Annotated in this window: 15 protein-coding genes; 12 read left to right on the forward strand and 3 right to left on the reverse strand. The window is 62.3% G+C overall.

The features are described from left to right. Positions 1 to 14 precede the first annotated feature (14 nt). Both FHX03_RS32600 and FHX03_RS32605 read right to left on the reverse strand, forming a co-directional pair. Positions 15 to 1,625 carry a phosphoenolpyruvate carboxykinase gene (locus tag FHX03_RS32600; protein ID WP_097625120.1) on the reverse strand — a complete coding sequence of 537 codons (1,611 nt, stop codon included), beginning with the start codon at positions 1,623 to 1,625 and terminating at the stop codon, positions 15 to 17. 104 nt (positions 1,626 to 1,729) lie between these two features. Then, the gene (locus FHX03_RS32605) at positions 1,730 to 1,873 is read right to left on the reverse strand and encodes a hypothetical protein (protein WP_183857301.1); all 144 of its coding nucleotides are present in this window, start codon (positions 1,871 to 1,873) and stop codon (positions 1,730 to 1,732) included. Positions 1,874 to 1,962: 89 nt separating this feature from the next. Between FHX03_RS32605 and FHX03_RS32610 the strand changes: the two genes are divergently transcribed. From FHX03_RS32610 to trxA, 12 genes are all read left to right on the forward strand, one after another. Continuing rightward, positions 1,963 to 2,697: a response regulator transcription factor gene (locus FHX03_RS32610; RefSeq protein WP_003589490.1), complete on the forward strand. Its 735-nt coding sequence runs from the start codon at positions 1,963 to 1,965 to the stop codon at positions 2,695 to 2,697. 79 nt (positions 2,698 to 2,776) lie between these two features. After that, positions 2,777 to 4,567 (forward strand): sensor histidine kinase, encoded by a 1,791-nt coding sequence (locus FHX03_RS32615; RefSeq protein WP_003589491.1) that lies wholly within the window; start codon positions 2,777 to 2,779, stop codon positions 4,565 to 4,567. Continuing rightward, the gene (locus FHX03_RS32620; protein WP_183778544.1) at positions 4,564 to 5,013 is read left to right on the forward strand and encodes an HPr kinase/phosphorylase; all 450 of its coding nucleotides are present in this window, start codon (positions 4,564 to 4,566) and stop codon (positions 5,011 to 5,013) included. The genes FHX03_RS32615 and FHX03_RS32620 overlap by 4 nt, the downstream gene beginning before the upstream one ends. 150 nt (positions 5,014 to 5,163) lie before the next feature. Then, a complete protein-coding gene (locus FHX03_RS32625; protein WP_003544139.1) occupies positions 5,164 to 5,565 on the forward strand; it encodes a PTS sugar transporter subunit IIA in 402 nt (133 codons plus the stop codon). 9 nt (positions 5,566 to 5,574) lie between these two features. After that, positions 5,575 to 5,850, forward strand: coding sequence for an HPr family phosphocarrier protein (locus FHX03_RS32630; RefSeq protein ID WP_183857303.1), 276 nt, complete (start codon positions 5,575 to 5,577; stop codon positions 5,848 to 5,850). Positions 5,851 to 6,123: 273 nt separating this feature from the next. Then, positions 6,124 to 7,524 (forward strand): adenosylhomocysteinase, encoded by a 1,401-nt coding sequence (ahcY, locus tag FHX03_RS32635; protein ID WP_097625118.1) that lies wholly within the window; start codon positions 6,124 to 6,126, stop codon positions 7,522 to 7,524. A 203-nt stretch (positions 7,525 to 7,727) separates the two neighbouring features. Further along, positions 7,728 to 10,313, forward strand: coding sequence for a PAS domain-containing sensor histidine kinase (locus tag FHX03_RS32640; protein WP_183857305.1), 2,586 nt, complete (start codon positions 7,728 to 7,730; stop codon positions 10,311 to 10,313). Then, positions 10,310 to 11,821, forward strand: a complete 1,512-nt coding sequence (tsaE, locus tag FHX03_RS32645) for a tRNA (adenosine(37)-N6)-threonylcarbamoyltransferase complex ATPase subunit type 1 TsaE (protein WP_183857307.1) — start codon at positions 10,310 to 10,312, stop codon at positions 11,819 to 11,821. Before FHX03_RS32640 ends, tsaE begins: the two co-directional genes overlap by 4 nt. Positions 11,822 to 11,834: 13 nt before the next feature. Beyond that, positions 11,835 to 12,566 carry a nucleotidyltransferase family protein gene (locus tag FHX03_RS32650; RefSeq protein WP_097625115.1) on the forward strand — a complete coding sequence of 244 codons (732 nt, stop codon included), beginning with the start codon at positions 11,835 to 11,837 and terminating at the stop codon, positions 12,564 to 12,566. Positions 12,567 to 12,569: 3 nt separating this feature from the next. Further along, on the forward strand, positions 12,570 to 15,764 hold the full coding sequence (gene addB, locus FHX03_RS32655) for a double-strand break repair protein AddB (protein ID WP_183857309.1): 3,195 nt from the start codon (positions 12,570 to 12,572) through the stop codon (positions 15,762 to 15,764). Then, positions 15,757 to 19,308 carry a double-strand break repair helicase AddA gene (addA, locus tag FHX03_RS32660; protein WP_183857311.1) on the forward strand — a complete coding sequence of 1,184 codons (3,552 nt, stop codon included), beginning with the start codon at positions 15,757 to 15,759 and terminating at the stop codon, positions 19,306 to 19,308. Before addB ends, addA begins: the two co-directional genes overlap by 8 nt. A 71-nt stretch (positions 19,309 to 19,379) precedes the next feature. Next, a complete protein-coding gene (trxA, locus tag FHX03_RS32665; protein WP_003589503.1) occupies positions 19,380 to 19,700 on the forward strand; it encodes a thioredoxin in 321 nt (106 codons plus the stop codon). A gap of 75 nt (positions 19,701 to 19,775) precedes the next feature. Here the strand turns inward: trxA and FHX03_RS32670 are convergent, their stop codons facing one another. Further along, positions 19,776 to 21,128 carry a bifunctional folylpolyglutamate synthase/dihydrofolate synthase gene (locus tag FHX03_RS32670; protein ID WP_183778528.1) on the reverse strand — a complete coding sequence of 451 codons (1,353 nt, stop codon included), beginning with the start codon at positions 21,126 to 21,128 and terminating at the stop codon, positions 19,776 to 19,778. Positions 21,129 to 21,150 lie beyond the last annotated feature (22 nt).

The raw sequence follows: 21,150 nt of genomic DNA on the forward strand, positions 1-21,150 counted from the left end.
AAAGATTATTCGTTTTATTCAGCCGCAACCTTCACGCCCGGGGCCGCGTCGCGGACGCCGCCATCGACGTGACCTTCGAATTTGGCGAAGTTGGCGATAAACATCGAGACCAGCTTTTCGGCCTGCGCGTCATAGGCTGCCTTGTCGGCCCAGGTCGAGCGCGGGTCGAGAATGCTGCTGTCGACGCCGTTGACGGAGACCGGCACGGCGAAGCCGAAATTGGAATCCGCACGGAATTCGACTTGGCCGAGTTCGCCGGTCAGGGCGGCGGCGAGCAGCGCGCGTGTCGCCTTGATCGGCATGCGCTTGCCGGTGCCGTAGGCGCCGCCGGTCCAGCCGGTGTTCACCAGCCAGCATTCGACGCCGTGGCGGCTGATCAGTTCCTTGAGCAGATTACCGTATTCGGCCGGATGGCGCGGCATGAACGGAGCGCCGAAGCAGGTGGAGAAGGTCGCTTCCGGCTCGACGACACCCTTTTCGGTGCCGGCCACCTTGGCGGTGTAGCCGGAGAGGAAGTGATACATCGCCTGGTCGGGCGTCAGCCGCGCGATCGGCGGCATGACGCCGAAGGCATCGGCGGTCAGCATGATGATCGTCTTCGGATGCCCGGCCCGGCCGGTTTCCGAAGCGTTGGGGATGAAATCCATCGGATAAGCGCAGCGGGTGTTCTCAGTCAGCGAGCCGTCATCGAAATTCGGCTCGCGGCGCTCGTTCAGCACGACGTTTTCAAGCACGGTGCCGAAGCGCTGGGTCGTCGCGTAGATTTCCGGCTCGGCTTCGGCCGACAGACGGATGGTCTTGGCGTAGCAGCCGCCTTCGAAATTGAAGATGCCGTTTTCGCTCCAGCCGTGTTCGTCATCGCCGATCAGCGTGCGGGCCGGGTCGGCCGACAGCGTCGTCTTGCCGGTGCCGGAAAGGCCGAAGAACACCGCTGCGTCACCATTCGGGCCGACATTGGCCGAGCAGTGCATCGGCATTACGCCCTTGGCGGGCAGCAGGTAGTTGAGGACGGTGAAGACCGACTTTTTCATTTCACCGGCATAGGAGGTGCCGCCGATGAGGACGAGACCGTTGGTCAAGTCGCAGGCGATCACCGTTTCCGAACGGCAGCCGTGGCGGGCCGGATCGGCCTTGAAGCTCGGCAGATCGATGATCGTCAGCTTCGGCGCAAAGCTCGGCAGTGCTGCGGCGTCGGGGCGAATCAGCAGATTGCGGATGAACAGCGAATGCCAGGCAAATTCGGTGACGACGCGGGTCGGCAAAGCATGGCCTTCCTCGGCACCGCCGATGAGATCCTGAACGAACAGGTCCTTGCCCGCGGCATGCGCCAGCATATCCGCGCGCAGCAGCGCGAAATGTTCCGGCGAGAGCGGCTTGTTGTTGTCCCACCAGATTTCGCCATCGGTATTGCTGTCGCGAACGACGAACTTGTCACGCGGCGAACGGCCGGTGTGCTGGCCGGTGATAGCCCGCAGCGCCCCCTGAGCGGTCAGTTCGGCTTCGCCCCGGCGGATCGATTCTTCATAGAGCGCGGCGGCGGAAAAGTTGTAGCGAACGCTGGCTGCGCCGCCCAATCCAACCGTTGCCAGCTCTGTTGCCGGGTTATGAACTCCGAACATTTCCATGGCTAGTTCCCTTCGCTCAGGCTCGTTGCCGTTAAAACTAGTCGCGAAAATACGGGTAGAATTTTTAAAACACAAGAGACAAAACTTGAAAAAATATAGTAATATCAATTATTTAATCGATTTAAATTTAACGTCATAATTTTAAATCGTTTTAAATTGGCGCGTTGAAACATTTTACCGCACCACTCACGATTGCCTTCGAATTCCACGACAATCTTTCCCTTTATCTTTGCCACAATTTGTTCCACCTTTATCCTCCATAAGCGCATCCGGTCACTGAGACCGCCTGGGGAGAGCAAATCCGGGAGATTGCGCACTGATGACGGAGACGAACACCATGCCGACAATCGCGCTCGTTGATGACGACCGCAACATCCTCACCTCGGTGTCGATCGCACTGGAGGCCGAAGGATATAAGGTCGAGACCTACACGGACGGTGCTTCGGCCCTCGACGGCCTGCTGGCGCGCCCGCCGCAGCTGGCGATCTTCGACATCAAGATGCCGCGCATGGACGGCATGGAATTGCTGCGCCGTCTGCGGCAAAAGTCGGATATTCCCGTCATCTTCCTCACCTCCAAGGATGAGGAGATCGATGAGCTGTTCGGCCTGAAGATGGGCGCCGACGATTTCATCACCAAGCCTTTTTCGCAGCGCCTGCTGGTCGAGCGCGTCCGCGCCGTGCTGCGCCGCGCCTCGAGCCGTGAAGCCGCAGCCGCCGGCGCCAGCCCTGTCGGCGCGCCGAAGAACGGCGCCGTGCAGCAGGCCCGCTCGCTGGAGCGCGGGCAGTTGGTCATGGATCAGGAGCGCCATACCTGCACCTGGAAGGGTGAGGCCGTGACGCTGACGGTCACCGAATTCCTGATCCTGCATTCGCTGGCGCAGCGCCCCGGCGTCGTCAAAAGCCGCGACGCGCTGATGGACGCAGCCTATGACGAACAGGTCTATGTCGACGACCGGACCATCGACAGCCACATCAAGCGGCTGCGCAAGAAATTCAAGATGGTCGACACCGACTTTGATATGATTGAAACACTCTACGGAGTGGGATACCGCTTCCGCGAAGCAGCCTGAGCCCAAACGGCGCAGCGCGAGACATTGTTGAGGGCTGCGGGCCGGTTTATCCGGCCCCGCCCTTCGAAAGGGCCAGTCGTTGGCACAGTTGGTGCAGGAAAGGGATCTCGACGATGCGGAGGGCGTGAGCACCCGTCGCGTCCGGGGCCGCCGTTGGTCGCATCCCTTCACGCTGATCCGCCGCATCTTCGGCAATGCCGTATTTTCGAGCCTGACGCGGCGCATCGTCTTCTTCAATCTCGTCGCACTGCTGGTGCTCGTCGGCGGTATCCTCTACCTCAACCAGTTTCGCGAGGGACTGATCGACGCCCGCGCCGAGAGCCTTTTGACGCAAGGCGAGATCATCGCCGGCGCCATTTCGGCCTCCGCATCGGTCGATACCAACTCGATCACCATCGATCCGCAGAAGCTGCTCGAGCTGCAGGCCGGCCAGAGCATCACCCCGGTGCCGAACGACGAAGACCTCGAATTCCCCATCGATCCCGAGAAGGTCGCGCCGGTGCTGCGCCGGCTGATCTCTCCGACGCGCACGCGCGCCCGCATCTTCGATGCCGATGCAAATCTCCTGCTGGATTCCCGCCATCTTTATTCGCGCGGCCAGGTGCTGCGCTTCGACCTGCCGCCGGTCGAAGAGGAGAAGCAGACCTGGAGCGAATGGTTTGCCACCCTGTTCAACAAGGCGCTACAGCCCGGCAACCTACCGCTCTATAAGGAAGCGCCGGGCGGCGACGGCTCGATCTATCCCGAGGTGATGAACGCGCTAACCGGCGTGCGCGGCGCCGTCGTGCGCACGACCGAAAAAGGCGAGCTCATCGTTTCGGTCGCCGTGCCGATCCAGCGTTTCCGCGCCGTGCTCGGGGTGCTGCTGCTGTCGACGCAGGCAGGCGACATCGACAATATCGTGCATGCCGAGCGGCTTGCCATCATGCGCGTCTTCGGCGTCGCGACGCTCGTCAACGTGTTGCTTTCGCTGGTGCTCTCGTCGACGATCGCCAATCCGCTGCGCCGCCTTTCGGCCGCCGCCATCCGGGTGCGCCGCGGGGCAAAGACACGTGAGCAGATTCCCGACTTCTCCGCCCGCCAGGATGAAATCGGCAATCTTTCCATTGCATTGCGCGAAATGACGACGGCACTCTACGACCGGATCGATGCGATCGAGAGTTTCGCCGCCGATGTCAGCCACGAACTCAAGAATCCGCTGACGTCGCTGCGCAGCGCCGTCGAAACGCTGCCGCTTGCCCGATCCGACGATTCCAAGAAACGGCTGATGGACGTCATCCAGCACGATGTCCGCCGCCTCGACCGGCTGATCAGCGATATCTCCGACGCCTCGCGCCTCGATGCCGAGCTTGCCCGTGTCGATGCCGGTTCCGTCGACATGGAGGTGCTGCTGCGCGACCTCATCGAGGTTTCGCGCCAGGTCAGGAGCACCAAGAAGCAGGTGGAGATCGAATATGCGATCGACCGCAAGCCGAACGTCAAGACCCGCTTCGTCGTTACCGGCCACGACCTGCGCATCGGCCAGATCATCGCCAACCTGATCGAGAACGCCCGCTCCTTCGTGCCGGAGAAGGGTGGCAAGATTACCGTGCGGCTGGTGCGGACACGGTCGCGCTGCGTCACCACGATCGAAGACAACGGGCCCGGCATCCAGGCAGAAAATATCGACCGCATCTTCGAGCGCTTCTATACCGACCGGCCGGAATCGGAAGGCTTCGGGCAGAATTCGGGGCTCGGCCTGTCGATCAGCCGCCAGATCGCCGAGGCCCATGGCGGTTCGCTGAGAGCGGAGAACATCACCGATGCCGAAGGCGGACAGGTGCTCGGTGCCCGCTTTATCCTCGCTTTACCCGTCGATGCCGCCGCATGACGGCGCTCCAGAACATTCATGCGACGGCGATCGTCGTTGGCAGGACGGGGCTCTTGTTCAGCGGTCCCTCCGGCTGGGGAAAATCGATGCTTGCCTTCACCTGCATGACCGAGGCGCGCCGGCTCGGGCTGTTTACGGCATTGGTCGCCGACGACCAGGTTCTTCTCTCCGAAGAGACCGGCAGCGTGGTGGCCACATGCCCGCCATCGATCGCCGGGCTGATCGAGCTTCGCGGCACCGGCATCGTCCGACAGGAGCATGTGCCCCAGGCGGCGATGCATTATGCCGTGCTTCCGGGCAGCGCGTCCGGCGAAAACCGCGTGCCGCCGGAGGGTGAAATCGTCAGCCTCGCGCCCGGCCTTTCGCTTCCCGCATTGCGGCTGCTCACAGGCGTCGCTTCACCGCTGGCAATGTTGATGGCGAAAGCGCCCGATATCGGACATTGAAGCCTTCCGGATTGATCAATCTGCCTTATATATTCGCATTTTTATCTTGCACTTCGGCTTTTCATGGCCAAGATGTGCCCCCACCGGTGGACGTAATTGCTGCATTGCGATATTGGGGCCACCGTTCGCGTATATGGGAGCAGTAATATCATGATCGGACTTGTGCTTGTCACTCATGGCAAGCTGGCTGAAGAGTTTCGTCATGCTGTCGAGCACGTCGTCGGTCCTCAGAAATTCATCGAGACGGTCTGTATCGGCCCCGAAGACGACATGGATCAAAGACGGCAGGACATTCTGGAAGCTGTATCCGGTGCCGATGACGGCCATGGCGTCGTCATTCTGACCGACATGTTCGGCGGAACGCCGTCCAATCTCGCCATTTCAGTCATGAGCAGCGGCCATACCGAAGTCATTGCCGGCGTCAACCTGCCGATGCTGATCAAGCTCGCCGGCGTGCGTGGCGAGAACAACATGGAGAAGGCGCTGGTGGAGGCTTCCGAAGCCGGGCGGAAATATATCAATGTCGCGAGCCGCGTGCTCAGCGGAAAATAACGGCCCTTCATGACATCGCTCTCCCGGGAACTCCTCATCATCAACAAACGCGGCCTTCACGCACGCGCCTCCGCCAAGTTCGTGCAGATGGTCGAGACCTTCGATGCCGCCATCACCGTTTCCAAGGACGGAATGACGGTCGGCGGCACCTCGATCATGGGCCTGATGATGCTGGCGGCAAGCCCCGGATCGAGCGTCGTCGTCTCGGCAAGCGGCAGCCAGGCCGCGGAAGCGCTCGAGGCCCTGGACCAACTGATCCAGAACCGGTTCGGCGAAGAGATTTGAGCTTTCCGAGCTCATATAAACATATAAAGACTTCTTTATATCCTTATTGCCTTCCCACCCGAAGCCTGCTAAACGGCGGATATGCCGTGCGCTAACGCATGTTGCATCGAACTTGCTTCATGCGACACGCTTCAGCTCTCTTTTTTGTGCATGTCGTCATCCCGGAACCGCTGCGCATCTCCGGGTGACCTGCATCAGGACACGGCCCATCCATCGCGCGGTCATCTTCGCGCCTGCGCCAATTTTGAGACGTTTTTCAGCCTGGAGGCCTCTATGAGCACTGAAAAAGATTATGTCGTCGCCGATATCGGGCTTGCGGATTTCGGCCGCAAGGAAATTACCATCGCCGAAACCGAAATGCCGGGGCTGATGTCCTGCCGCACCGAATTCGGCGACGCAAAGCCGCTGAAGGGCGCGCGCATCACCGGCTCGCTGCATATGACCATCCAGACGGCCGTGCTCATCGAAACGCTGGTGGCGCTTGGCGCCGAAGTTCGCTGGGCCTCGTGCAACATCTTCTCGACGCAGGATCACGCCGCTGCCGCAATCGCCGCTGCCGGCGTTCCTGTTTTCGCCATCAAGGGCGAGTCGCTTGAAGATTACTGGGTCTATACCGACAAGATCTTCCAGTGGGCCGATGGCGGCCTTTCCAACATGATCCTCGATGACGGCGGCGACGCCACCATGTACATCCTGCTCGGCGCCCGCGCCGAAGCTGGCGAAGACGTGCTGTCGCATCCGCATTCCGAGGAGGAGGAAATCCTCTTCGCACAGATCAAGAAGCGCCTCGCCGCTTCGCCTGGCTGGTTCACCAAGCAGCGCGACGCGATCAAGGGCGTCACCGAGGAAACAACGACCGGCGTCAATCGCCTCTACCAGCTCAGCCAGAAGGGCCTGCTGCCCTTCCCGGCGATCAACGTCAACGACTCGGTCACCAAGTCGAAGTTCGACAACAAGTACGGCTGCAAGGAATCGCTGGTCGACGGCATCCGCCGCGGCACCGACGTGATGATGGCCGGCAAGGTTGCCGTCGTCTGCGGCTACGGCGATGTCGGCAAGGGTTCTGCCGCTTCGCTCTCCGGCGCCGGCGCCCGCGTCAAGGTAACCGAAGCCGATCCGATCTGCGCCCTGCAGGCCGCCATGGACGGTTATGAAGTCGTGCTGCTCGAGGACGTCGTTTCCTCGGCCGATATCTTCATCACTACCACCGGCAACAAAGACGTCATCCGCATCGACCACATGCGTCAGATGAAGGACATGGCGATCGTCGGCAATATCGGCCACTTCGACAACGAAATCGAAGTCGCCGCGCTACGCAATCTCAAGTGGACCAACGTCAAGCCGCAGGTCGACCTGATCGAATTCCCCAAGGGCAACCGCATCATCCTTCTTTCCGAAGGCCGCCTGCTCAATCTCGGCAACGCTACCGGCCATCCGTCCTTCGTGATGTCGGCCTCCTTCACCAACCAGACCCTGGCGCAGATCGAGCTCTTCACCAAGCCCGATCAATATTCGAACCAGGTCTATATCCTGCCGAAGCATCTCGATGAAAAGGTCGCACGCCTGCATCTCGACAAGCTGGGCGTGAAGCTGACGGAGCTTTCCGAAGAGCAGGCTGCCTATATCGGCGTCTCGCCGAAGGGCCCGTTCAAGTCCGACCACTACAGATATTGATCTGATCGTCAATATCCACAAGATGTAGAAGCCGCGGCATTGACAAATGCCGCGGCTTATTTTTTGGGCGCTCTCTTCCCGCCGATTCCCATCCGAAGTATTGTTTTAAGACTTGATTCGTGGCGCCGGACCCCGTCCGGCCGCTCCGGAAATGGGATGTCTTGTCGTAATGCGGCACATTGAAGGACGGAGACATACCGCGGATGTCGGAACTGAAACACAGCCTGCCCGGTCAGGCGGATGATGGCGTTCGCGCCGGTCGCCGCCCGCTCATGGCGGGCCAAGAACAGCAATCTGCAACGGCACACGAGGCCGCAAAGCAAGAGCATGGATCATTGGCGCGCTTTCTGAGAGCCTGCGCGGCTGGCACGGCGCTTGCCGCGCTGGCGCGGCCAGTTCTGGCCCAGACGGAGCAGCAAGCGGCGGCCGCGGCTCACCTTTTCACATCCTCGCAGGTCGTCGGCGTTTCCGTCGTCATCGGCGTCATATCGGCAGCACTGCTTTCGACATTGTGGCTGGTGCGCCAGCGCGGCAATCTGGAAAGCGAGAGCCGGGAAATCCGCTCGGCGCTGTCCGATGCCCAGCAGCGCATTTCGCAATACCAGGCGCTGATCGCCGACAAGAACCGGCGGATCGTCATCTGGGACGGCAATGCCCGTCCCGAACTGCTCGGCCAGCTTCCGCCCGAGACCGGTGCCCCGCAGGACGGCGAATTCCTGGCCTTCGGACTCTGGCTGAAGTCCCGCTCGGCCGCCGATCTGGAAAAGGCGATCGACCGGCTGCGCGATGGGGCACAGAGCTTCGACATGGTGGTCGAAACCATCCGCGATGAAATTCTCGAAGCACAGGGCCGGGTTTCCGGCGGCCGCGCCTTCGTCCGTTTTGTGGCGCTCAACAATCTGCGCGCCGAGCTTGCGGAGCTCAGGATCGAGCGCGACCGGCTGATGACCTCGATCTCGGCCTTCCAGACCATGCTCGACGCGATCGACATGCCGGCTTGGCAGCGCGATCCCGCCGGCCGCCTCACCTGGGTCAACCAGGCTTATGGCGAGGCCGTCGAAGCGCGCTCGCCGCAGCAGGCGATCAATGAAGGCCGCGAGATGCTGACGACCGTGGCGCGCGAACGCATTCGCGCGACGGTCACGCCGGAATCGCCCTTCCACGACACGATCTCGACGGTGGTGCACGGCAACCGCACCTTCTTCGACGTCGTCGACGTCAGGCTTCCCGGCGGCTCGGCCGGCATCGCAATCGATGTGTCCGACATCGAGGCGGTGCGCGCCGAGCTGGAACGGACGCTGAAGAGCCATGCCGAAACGCTCGACCATCTCGCCACGCCGGTCGCGATCTTCGACGGCGACCGCCGGCTGCAATTCTACAACCAGGCCTTCGTCGCACTCTGGGAGCTGGATATCGCCTTCCTGGAAGGCCGGCCGGACAATAGCGAGCTGCTCGAGCGGCTGCGGGCAGCCAAGAAGCTGCCGGACCAGCTCAACTGGAAGAGCTGGAAGGAAGCAGCCCTTTCCGTCTACCGCGCGCTCGACACGCAATCCGATCTCTGGCACCTGCCGAACGGGCAGACATTGCGCGTCTTTGCGACCGCCCATCCGCAGGGCGGCGCCACCTGGGTGTTCGAAAATCTGACCGAGCAGGTCGATCTCGAAACGCGCTACAACACGCTGGTCAAGGTGCAGGGCGAAACGATCGACCATCTATCCGAAGGTGTGGCGGTGTTCGGCCCGGATGGACGCATCCGCCTGTCGAACCCGGCTTTCCGCGCACTCTGGGGGATCACCGAAACCGAAGCCAAGCCCGGCACCCATATCCGCGCGTTGGGCGAGGCCTGTGCGCCGTCCTATGACCGGCCGGACGGCTGGAAGACCTTCGCCGAGCTGATCACCAGCTTCGACGACGAACGCCGCTCGGGCCAAGGAACGCTGGAACTGTTCTCCGGCCTGGTGCTCGACTATGCGGTCATCCCGCTGCCGAATGCCCAGACCATGCTGACTTTCGTCAACATGACGGACAGCGTACGGGCCGAACGGGCGCTGACCGAGAAGAACGAAGCGCTGCGCAAGGCCGACGAGCTGAAGAACGACTTCGTCCAGCACGTCTCCTACGAGCTGCGCTCGCCGCTGACGAATATCATCGGCTTCACCGACCTGCTGCGGACGCAGGGCGTCGGGCCGCTGAACGAACGGCAGGCCGAATATATCGACCATATCTCGACCTCGTCCTCGGTTCTTTTGACGCTCGTCAACGACATTCTCGACCTCGCGACCGTCGATGCCGGCATCATGCGGCTCAACTATGCGGATATCGATCTCAACGACCTGCTCGACGACGTCTCGATGCAGATCGCCGATCGCCTGCATGAAAGCGGCGTCGCGCTCGAAATCACCGCGCCGGCCTATCTCGGTTCGATCGTCGCCGACCCGCAACGGCTGAAGCAGATCCTTTTGAAGCTGCTTTCCAACGCGGCGAATTTCTCTCCCGAGGGCACCTCGATCTCGCTGGAATGCCATCGCGAAGGCACGGATTTCGTTTTCGCCGTCAGCGATCGCGGCCCCGGCATCTCACCCGATATGATCGCCACCGTCTTCGACCGCTTTGCGACCGGAGCGAAAAGCGGCAAACGCGGCGGTGCCGGCCTCGGCCTCTCGATCGTCGACAGCTTTGTCAGCCTGCATCATGGCGACGTGACGATCGACAGCGAGCCGGGCAAGGGCACGACCGTCGTCTGCCGCATTCCCTCGGTCGATATCCCGCATTCAGCTGCCGCCGAATGACGACCGGCGATACGATCTCGGTTTTTCTGAAGGACGAAGCGGCAACGATCCGCTTCGGCGACGATCTGGCGCTCGCCCTGAAAGCCGGCGATTGCCTGGCTCTTTCCGGCGATCTCGGCGCGGGCAAATCCTCACTCGCCCGTGCGATCCTGCGCGCCATGGCCGATGACGAGGGGCTCGAAGTCCCAAGCCCGACCTTTACGCTGGTGCAATCCTACGATCTGCGCATTCCGGTTTCGCACTTCGATCTCTACCGGCTCGGCGATCCGGCCGAATTGACGGAGCTCGGATTCGACGAGGCCCTGGAGAACGGCATCTGTCTCGTCGAATGGCCCGAGATGGCTGAGGGCGAACTGCCGGCCGATCGCATCGCACTAAGGCTGGACCAGGACGGCAGCGGCCGCCGGGCAACGATCAAAGCCGCAGAGCCGCAGGCCTCACGCATCCGCAGGGTCCTGGCGATCCGTGCCTTCCTCGACGAAGCCGGCTTTCCCACTGTCAAACGCCGCTTCCTGACCGGCGATGCTTCGCTGCGCGCCTATGAGGCGATCTATCTGGACGCTGCCCCGCGAAAAATACTGATGGATTGGCGCCCGCATCCCGAGGGACCGCCGGTCCATGACGGCAAGTCCTATCCCAAGGTCGCGCATCTGGCACAAAACGCCTATCCTTTCGTTGCGATTGCCGATGCCTTGCGCGAGCGCGGTTTTGCAACGCCGGAGATTTATCAGGTCGATTATGAGCAGGGTATCCTGCTGATCGAGGATCTCGGCACCGAAGGCGTGCTCGATGACGACGGGCAGCCGATCGTCGAACGTTACCGGCAAAGCGTCGCCTGCCTTGCCCATCTTCATTCCATGCAGATCCCTCAGAATATCCCGGTGTCTGCAACGCACACGCATCACATTCCGGACTTCGACCGCACGGCAATGAAGATGGAAGTGCAGCTTGTGCTCGATTGGCATATTGCCTGGAAGCGCGGCACACCTCCCACCGATATCGAACGGGCGGAGTATCTGGCGATCTGGGACGCGCTCATCGACGAGCTCGCGACAGCCGAGAAGAACCTGCTGCTGCGCGACTTCCACTCGCCGAACATTATCTGGCGCGATGAGAAAAGCGGTATTGGCAAAATCGGCATCATCGACTTCCAGGATGCAATGATCGGCCCGACCGCCTATGATCTGGCTTCCATCGTCCAAGATGCGCGGGTCACGATCAAACCGGCGCTCTTCCGGCAGCTGATGGATGATTATCTCGCCCTTCGCCGTGCCCAAGGCGGCTTTGACGAAGCCGAATTCATGAAGGCCTGGGCGATCATGTCTGCGCAGCGCAATTGCAAGCTCGCCGGTCTTTGGGTGCGGCTGTTGCAGCGCGACGGGAAGCCCGGCTATCTCAAGCATATGCCGCGAACGCTCGCCTATCTCCAGGTCGCATTCGAGCACGAAGCGCTTGCCCCCTTGCGTGATTTGTGCGCAAGGGCTGGAATAGGCCAAAGCGAATCATAAGTTCCGGATCAGGATGACAATCAGACAAGCCATGGTACTGGCCGCGGGTCTTGGAACCCGTATGCGCCCGATCACCGACACGATCCCGAAGCCGCTGGTGAAAATCGACGGCAAGCCGATGATCGACTATGCGCTGGATTCGCTGGTTGCGGCTGGCGTCGAACGGGCCGTCGTTAACGTTCACCACTTTGCCGGCCAGATGCTCGACCATCTCGAGGCCTATCGCGGCCTCGACATCATCATCTCAGACGAGCGGGAAGCACTGATGAATTCCGGCGGCGGGCTGGCGAAGGGTTTGAACCTGCTCGATCGCGAGAACGTTTTCGTCATGAATGCCGATCTCTTCTGGATCGGCGAACAGCTCGGGCGACCGACGAACTTGCAGCGCTTAGCCGGATTCTTCGATGCCGAACGCATGGACATGGCGCTTCTCTGTGTGAGGATCGAGGATACGACGGGTCACAACGGCAAGAACGATTTCGGCATGGCGGCCGACGGCCGGCTGGCGCGGTATCGCGACGATCCGTCCAATCCCGTCGTCTATGCCGGCGCGATCGTCATGAACCCGTCGCTGCTCGACGATGCGCCAAAAGATGCCTTCAATCTCAATATTTATTTCGACAAGGCGATCGCGCGCGGGCGGCTTTTCGGCATGCTGCTCGAGGGCCACTGGCTGACGGTGGGAACGCCGGAGGCAATCGGCGAGGCGGAGGAAACGATCCGACGGCTGCGGGCGTTCGCGTGAGATATGGCGGAGCGGTACCAGCCACGCATTCTGACGATCCCGGCGGGCCACTCCTTCCTGAAAACGCTGGCGACGAGGCTTTGCGACGGCCGGCTGACGCCGCTGTTCCGGCATGAGGCCGATGATCCGCTGTCGCTTTCCAGGGTAACGATCTACCTGCCGACGCGGCGCGCCGTGCGTGTGCTGCGCTCGGAATTCGTCGATCTGCTCGGCGGCCGCTCGGCGATCCTGCCTGTTATTCGTCCCCTCGGCGAAACCGACGACGACAGCGGCTATTTCGACGAGGCGCTGCCGGCAACGATCGATCTCGCCCAGCCGCTGTCGAATACGGCCCGCCTGCTGGAGCTTGCGCGCCTCATTCTCGCCTGGCGCAACAAACTGCCGGAGATCGTCCGCCACATTCATTCGGACTCGCCGCTCGTTGCGCCGGCAAGCCCGGCGGATGCGATCTGGCTCGCCCGCAACCTCGCGGAACTGATCGATTCCATCGAAACCGAAGACCTCGACTGGTCGGAGCTGTCGAAACTCGACACCGGCGATTATGCCGCCTGGTGGCAGCTGACGGCGGAATTCCTGCAGATCGCCAGCGCCTTCTGGCCGGAGCGGCTTTCCGAGCTCGAAAAATCCTCACCGGCGCGACACCGAAACGCCATTCTCCGGGCCGAAGCAAAAAGGCTTTCGGCGACGAAGCCCGCTGGGCCGATCATCATTGCCGGTTCGACGGGCTCCGTTCCTGCCACCGCCGATCTGATCGCCGCCGTCGCCAATATGCCCGAAGGCGTGATCGTGCTTCCGGGCCTTGATCTTTCCATGCCTGAAAGGCACTGGCAGATGGTGGCGCCGGAGCTTTCCCCGGGCCAGCATGCCAATCCCGCAAGCCGCAGCCACCCGCAATATGGCCTGTCATCGCTGCTCAAGCGACTGAAGCTCACGCGCGCCGACGTCAGGCTCCTCGACAGGCCGGAAACCGATCTTGACCGGCGCGCCGAAATCCTGTCCCGGGCACTCGTACCGGCGGAGGCGACCAGCGATTGGGGCACTTGGAAGAGCGAGCTGCCCGAGGGCGCGTTTTCTTCAGCTTTCGCCGATGTTTCGCTGATCGAAGCCGCGAACGAACGCGAGGAAGCGACGGCGATTGCCATTGCGCTCCGGTTGGCGTTGGAAAGACCGGGGCAGGACGGCGAAAGCCGGGCGGCGCTCATCACGCCGGACCGCAATCTCGCTCGCCGGGTGATGGCCGAGCTTTCCCGCTTCGGCATCCTCGCCGACGATTCGGCCGGCACTCCGCTTGCGGCCACGCCGCAGGGTACGCTTCTGCAATTGCTGCTGGAGGCGGCATTGCGCCCGGGCGATCCGGTGGCGATCGTCTCGCTGCTCAAACATCCGCTGGCCCGCTTCGGCCTTGAACGCGCCACATTGATTTCCGCCACCGAGGCGCTCGAGCTGCTGGCACTGCGCGGCGGCGTGACGGAGGTGGATATCAGCAGACTCGAGCCGCTGCTCACCCATCAGCTTGCCGAACAGGCTGAGGATAGGCACCCGCCGCAATGGCGAAAAGCGCTTACGCCGGACGCCGCCGATGCCGCTTACGACCTTGCCCGCCGGGTCACACAAGCGACCGAGCCGCTGGCTTCGGCCTTGATGCGGCACCGGCCGGAAGATCGCGGCAGGACGGCCAGTTTTACCTTGTCCGAATGGGCGGAGCGCACCGGCCGCTCGCTTGAAGCGGTGGCGGCCGATCCGCATGGCAATCTCGCCGATCTCTGGTCGGGCGAAGCCGGCGATGCGCTTGCCGCCCTGCTCGGTGAAGTGATCGACACCAACGGCCAGATGGAGGCCGACGGACCGCAATGGATCGACATCATGGCAGCCCTTGCCGCCGGTCATGCGGTGAAGCCGCGGGCGCTCAGCCATCCCCGCCTCTTCATCTTTGGCACGCTGGAAGCCCGCCTGCAGAGCGTCGATACGATGATCCTCGGCGGCCTGAACGAGGGCACCTGGCCGGGGCAGACCGCCAACAATCCCTTCATTCCGCGCATGATGAAGACGGAGATCGGCCTTGAGCCGCCGGAACGGCGCATCGGTCAACTGGCGCATGACTTCGAGATGGCGAACGGCACGCGCCATCTGATCTATTCGCGCGCGCTACGCCAGGGCTCGACGCCAACGGTCGCCTCGCGCTGGCTGCAGCGGCTGCTGGCGCTTGCCGGAGAGGCCTTCGAAGCGGAATTGAAGGGACGCGGCAACCGCTTCCTCCAATGGGCCGGCCTGATCGACCGGGGCGAGCCCCAGGCCCCGGCGCAGCGGCCTTCGCCGAAACCGCCGCTGACGCTGCAGCCGACATCCTACTCTTTCAGCGAAGTCGGACGGCTGCGCCGGGACCCTTATGCCATCTATGCCCGCCGCATTCTGCGGCTCGACCCCGTCGATGCGTTCAACCGCGATCCGGGAGCGGCCGAACGCGGCACGCTCTACCACACGATCATCGACCGGTTCATTCGCGAAGGACATGTCGCCGGCACGCCGGATGCGGCAGCGGCGATGGAGCGCATTCTTTCCGAGCTCTTCGACATGGAGCAGCTGCCGCCGCATATCGATGCGGTGTGGCGGCCGCGATTTCGCGCCGTGGCCGGCGCCTTCCTCGACTGGGAGGCCGGACGGCGGCCCGGCATCCGCAAGACGCTGACGGAGGTGCGGGGCGGCGTCGAACTGGAAGCGATCAATATCCGGCTCAACGGTGTTGCCGACCGGATCGACGTCACCGGACCGCAGGCCGCCGATATCATCGACTACAAGACAGGCTACAATCCCTCGCCGACACAGGCACGGGTGCTTCTCGATCCGCAGCTAGCGCTCGAAGCGGCGGCCCTGAGCGCCGGTGCCTTCCGCGATGCCGGCAGTCTCGTGCCGCAGGACCTGCTTTATGTCCGCCTGCGGCCGGGACGCCGTTTTCAGGTCGACACCGTCAACAACGAAAGTTCGGCGCGCAGCGACAAGGCGAAATCGGCGATGGATCTCGCCGAAGAATCGATCGATCAGCTGGTCAAGTTCGTGAGCTTGCTGCAGTCCGGCGAGAAAGGCTTTACCTCGCGGCTGATCCCGGCACAGCAATTCGATTTCGGCGGCGATTATGATCACCTCGCCCGCGTTTCCGAATGGTCGACGGCAGAAACCGAAGAAGGCGGCGGTGATGAGTGACGTGACCGCGCTTCCCAATGACGATGATCCGGGCGCCTGGATCGGCTGGACGACGATCCAGCAGGCGATCGCCTCCGATCCCGAGCGCTCGGCATGGGTCTCGGCAAATGCCGGCTCCGGCAAGACGCATGTGCTGACCCAGCGCGTCATCCGGCTTTTGCTTGCCGGTGCGCGGCCTTCCGCCATTTTATGCCTCACCTATACCAAGGCTGCCGCTTCCGAAATGTCGAACCGCGTCTTCGAACGGCTGGCGGACTGGGTGGTGCTTGACGATGAAGACCTTAGCCGGCGGATTACCCAGATCGAGGGGACCGCTCCCGACGGAATAAAGCTTGCCGAGGCCCGCCGGCTGTTTGCGAAGGCGCTGGAGACACCGGGTGGACTGAAGATCCAGACCATCCATGCTTTTTGCGAGGCGCTGCTGCATCAGTTCCCGCTGGAGGCCAATGTCGCCGGGCATTTCTCGGTTCTCGACGATCGCGCGGCGGAAGCGCTGCTGTCCGATGCGCGCCGAGCACTGCTGACGGCGACCGCGCCGGAGGGAGACAGCGCCCTTGCCGAGGCATTCGCCTATGTGCTCGATCTCGGCGACGAATCCGGCCTGGAAAATCTGCTCGGCGACATCGTCGCCAACCGCAACGCCATCCGTCGTTTCACGGCAACGGCCGAACGGCGGGGCGGCATCGAGGTGGTTTTGCGCGAAAGACTTGGTCTTGCCCCCGATGACACGGAGAGCCGGATCGCGGCGCAATATTGGCCGTTGCCGGAGCTTTCCGGCGGTATGCTGGAGCTTTATCTGTCGCTTGCCGATCAGAGGGGCGGCGCGAAGGCACAGGAAGTTGCCTATGGTCTCAGGCTTGCCGGGCGGGAACGTGACGACGCAAAACGCGCCGAGTTTCTCGAGAAAATCTTTCTGACGGTGAAGGGCGAGCCGAAGGCGGATTCGCAATTCACGGTCAAGGCGATGCTTGCCGAAGCGCCGCAGCTGGCGGGCGCCATTGCTGCTGCCCGCGCCCATGTCGCTGCAAGCCGCGACCGGCTGAAACTGATACGGATGCATGGCGCGACGCATGCCGCGCTGGTGCTGGCAGAGCGGCTCAATCACGACTATGAGGAGCTGAAGAAGCAGCGCAGCCAACTCGATTTCGAGGATCTGATCACCCGCACCGCCGACCTGCTGACGAAAAGCGGCGTCGGTCCCTGGATCCATTACAAGCTCGATCGCGGCATCGATCATATCCTCGTCGACGAAGCGCAGGATACCAGCCCGATCCAGTGGAGCGTCATCCAGTCGCTCGCCGAGGATTTCTTCTCCGGCGAAAGCGCCCGTCCGATCGTGCGCACGCTCTTTGCCGTCGGCGACGAGAAACAGTCGATCTATTCCTTTCAAGGCGCGCGGCCTGAGCGTTTTTCCGAGGAAAGCGACCGGACGCGACGGCGCGTCTCCGACAGCGGGCAAAACTTTTCCTCTGTGCGGCTGCCGCTTTCCTTCCGCTCGACCGCGGATGTGCTCGAAGCCGTCGACCACATATTCAGGGAACCCGACAATTCGCGCGGCCTCAGCGCGCTCGGCGAACCGGTCGTGCATCGCTCCAGCCGCATCGGACATCCCGGCGCCGTGGATCTTTGGGAAATGGTCGCGCCCGAGGCGGTGGTCAAGGAAGAGGACTGGACGGCGCCCTTCGACGCAATGCCGGAAAGCGCGCCGGCCGCAATCCTGGCACGACGGATCGCCCATTCGATCGGCACGCTTGTCGGCCGCGAGACGATTGTCGACAAAGGCAAAGAGCGCCTGATCGAAGCCGGCGACATCCTGGTGCTGGTGCGCAAGCGCGACGCCTTCGTCAATGCCTTGACACGCGCCTTGAAACGCCGCGGCGACATTCCGGTCGCCGGCGCTGACAGGCTGGTGCTGACCAGCCATATCGCCGTGCAGGATCTGCTGGCGCTCGGTCGTTTCCTGCTGCTGCCGGAGGACGATCTTTCGCTCGCCGCCGTGCTCAAGAGCCCGCTTTTCGATCTTTCCGAGGACGACATCTTTGCTATCGCCGCGCTACGCGGTGACAATGAGAGCGTCTGGCACCATCTCAAACGCTTCGCCGCCGACGGCACCGAGCGTTTCCGCGCGGCCGTGGAGAGGCTGGAGCTGTTCCTTCGCCAATCCAGAAGCCTGTCGGTTCATGATTTCTATGCGCGTGTGCTGGGCAGCCATGGCGGGCGGCGGCAATTCCTTGCCAGGCTCGGCACCGAGGTCAGCGATATCCTCGACGAATTCCTGACTTTCACCATCGACCATGAGAGCTCCGGCCTTCCCGGGCTGCAATCCTTCATCTCGACGCTGGAGCTCGAAGCCCCGGTGGTCAAGCGCGAGCAGGACAAGGGGCGCAACGAGGTGCGGATCATGACCGTGCATGCCTCCAAGGGTCTCGAGGCACCTATCGTCTTCCTGGTCGACGGCGGTTCGAAGGCCTTCACCCATACCCATCTGCCGAAACTTCGCCTGATCGAGACCGATGCCGACGAACCGCCGATGCCCGTCTGGGTTCCCGTCTCCGATCTCGCCAATTCGCTGACCCAGAACGACGCCGTCCGTATCCAGATGCTGGCGGAGGAAGAGTACCGCCGATTGCTCTACGTCGCCATGACGCGTGCCGCCGACCGGCTGGTCGTCTGCGGCTATCGCGGCGTGCGTCTCAACAACGACACCTGGCATATGATGATTTCGACGGCACTGCGCGACGACCATCCGCATGTCGAGGCGACGACATTCTCCAGTCCCGATGGCGAATGGCCGGGTATCGAATGGCGTGTGCCGCGGGTGGAGCGAAGCTTCGAGCGCATCGACCGCAGCCAGGAGCGCAACAGCGAGGAGAGACTGCCGGACGGCCTGTTGCGGCCATTGCCGCCGCAGGCCGAGCTGCCCCGGCCGCTCAGCCCCTCCGGCGCCGGCACGATCATCGACGAAGACGAGGGCGGTTTGCTCGTCGTTTCGCCACTGTTCGGCGAGAAGGAGCGCAGCGATCGGTCTCTGGAGAAGGGTCGGCTGATCCATCGCATGCTGCAGGCGCTTCCCGAAATCCCGCCTGCTGAACGAGCTGATGCCGCAGGCCGCTATGCCGAACGGGCGGCGCGGTTCTGGCCGGAAGCCGAACGGCGCAAGCTGGTCGATTCGGTTCTGAAACTATTGAACGAAGAGGGTCTGCAGGCCGTCCTCGGTGACGAGGCCCAGCCCGAGGTCTCGATCATGGGAACATTGACTCTTGAGGACAGGCGCTATGCCGTCTCCGGCCGCATCGACCGGCTCGCCGTCTTTGCCGATCGTGTCGTCATCCTCGATTACAAGACCAATCGGGTGCCGCCGGCGACGGAGGCGGCTATTCCCTTCGCGCACCGGGCGCAGCTGGCGATCTATCGCGAGATCCTGGCGCCGCTCTATCCCGGCAAGCCAATCGAGTGCATGCTTGTCTACACCGAGAACGCCTCGCTTTATACGCTGAGCGAAAAGGCGCTCGGTTTGGCGCTTGCAGCGGTCAAGACAAAGTGAAATACCGGACATTGAAAATTCGGCACCGCACCATCACATGTGGTTCAACACCCGAGGTAAAGGAGCAGCCCATGGCTACCGTGAAAGTCGATATCAACAATTTCCAGTCGGAAGTTCTGGAATCTGCAGAGCCCGTCGTCGTCGATTTCTGGGCTGAATGGTGCGGCCCGTGCAAGATGATTGCGCCGAGCCTTGAAGAGATCTCCGTCGAGATGGAAGGCAAGGTCAAGGTCGCCAAGCTGAATATCGATGAGAACCCGGAACTCGCCGCACAGTTCGGTGTGCGCTCCATTCCGACCCTGGCAATTTTCAAGGGCGGCGAAGTCGCCGATATTTCTGTCGGCGCCAAAGCGAAGACCGCGCTTTCGAACTGGATTTCCAGCGCCGCCTGATATCGCCCAGTTCACATTAACGAAAAAGCCCGGCTCGACCGGGCTTTTTTCATTTCGTATTCTTCATTTCGCCCATCACTTGGGCGGCGTGCCGTTGTCGGAAAGCACATCGCCGACGAGATAGAGAGAGCCGCCGACGAGGATGCGCGGGGGTAGACCCTCCGGATCGAGGACGGCTTTTATGGCTTCCAGCGCATCGCCGACGGTCGACATCGGTTCGGCAACCAGGCCGGCATCATAGGCGGCGTTCGACAAGATCACCGGGTCGATCATCGCATCGCTGTTGCGGATCGGCACGCAGAAAACCTTCTCGACCAAGCCGGCAAAGGCCTTAAAATAGCCGACCGGGTCCTTGGTGTTGATCATGCCGATAATCAGGAAAAGCGGCCGCGACTGGCGCTCTTCGAAATTGGCCATGGCTTCGGCGATCACTTCGCCCGCACCGGGATTGTGCCCCCCATCGATCCAGATCTCGGCGCCGGCGGGCGCATGCGCCAGCAGCCGGCCTTCGCCCAGGCGCTGCAGCCGGCCCGGCCATTCGACGGAATTCATCGCCTTTTCCATCATCGTCTCGGTGACGGTAAAACCCGCCGCCTTGACGGCGCGAATGGCGGCGGCGGCATTGGCATATTGATGGCGGCCGGGAAGGCGCGGCAGGGGCAGGTCGGCAAGACCGAATTCGTCCTGATAGACGAGCCGGCCATATTCCTCATGCGCCATGAAATCCTGCCCGAAGACGGCGCTCGGGCAATGCAGCCGTTCGGCCGTCGACATCAGCACGTCGAGTGCGGCGTCGTATTCCTGGTGGCCGATGACGACGGGAAGCCCCGGCTTCATGATGCCGGCCTTTTCGGCGGCGATCAATTCGACCCTATCGCCGAGATAGGGCTGGTGATCCAGCGAGATCGGCATGATCACCGAAACCGCCGGATCGGAAATGACATTGGTGGCATCGAACCGGCCGCCGAGACCGACTTCGATGATCGCGGCATCGGCCGGCTGTTCGGAAAATAGGATGAAGGTGACCGCCGTCAGGATTTCGAAGACGGTAATGTGCTGTCCGGCATTGGCATCGGCCACCCGGCGCAGGGCCTCGGCAAAGACGGCGTCATCGACAAGCTGCCCGCGCCCGCCCGCCACACCGATGCGATAACGCTCGTGCCAATTGACGAGATGCGGCGAGGTGTGAACATGAGCGCTGTAGCCGCCGGCTTCGAGCAGAGCGCGGCAGAAGGCGGTGACCGACCCCTTGCCGTTGGTGCCGGCGACATGGATCACCGGCGGCAGTTTTCGGTGCGGATTGCCGAGCACATCGAGAAGACGGGTGATGCGATCGAGAGACAGATCAAAACCCTTGGGATGCAATCCCATGAGCTTGTCGATCTCCTGTGCTGCCTCACTCACCGCGGTTTGGCCTCTGGGTATCAATTCGGCACCCCGCCTGCTTATC

The sequence above is a fragment of the Rhizobium sp. BK456 genome (genome assembly GCF_014194045.1).
Classification (GTDB): Bacteria; Pseudomonadota; Alphaproteobacteria; order Rhizobiales; family Rhizobiaceae; genus Rhizobium; species Rhizobium redzepovicii.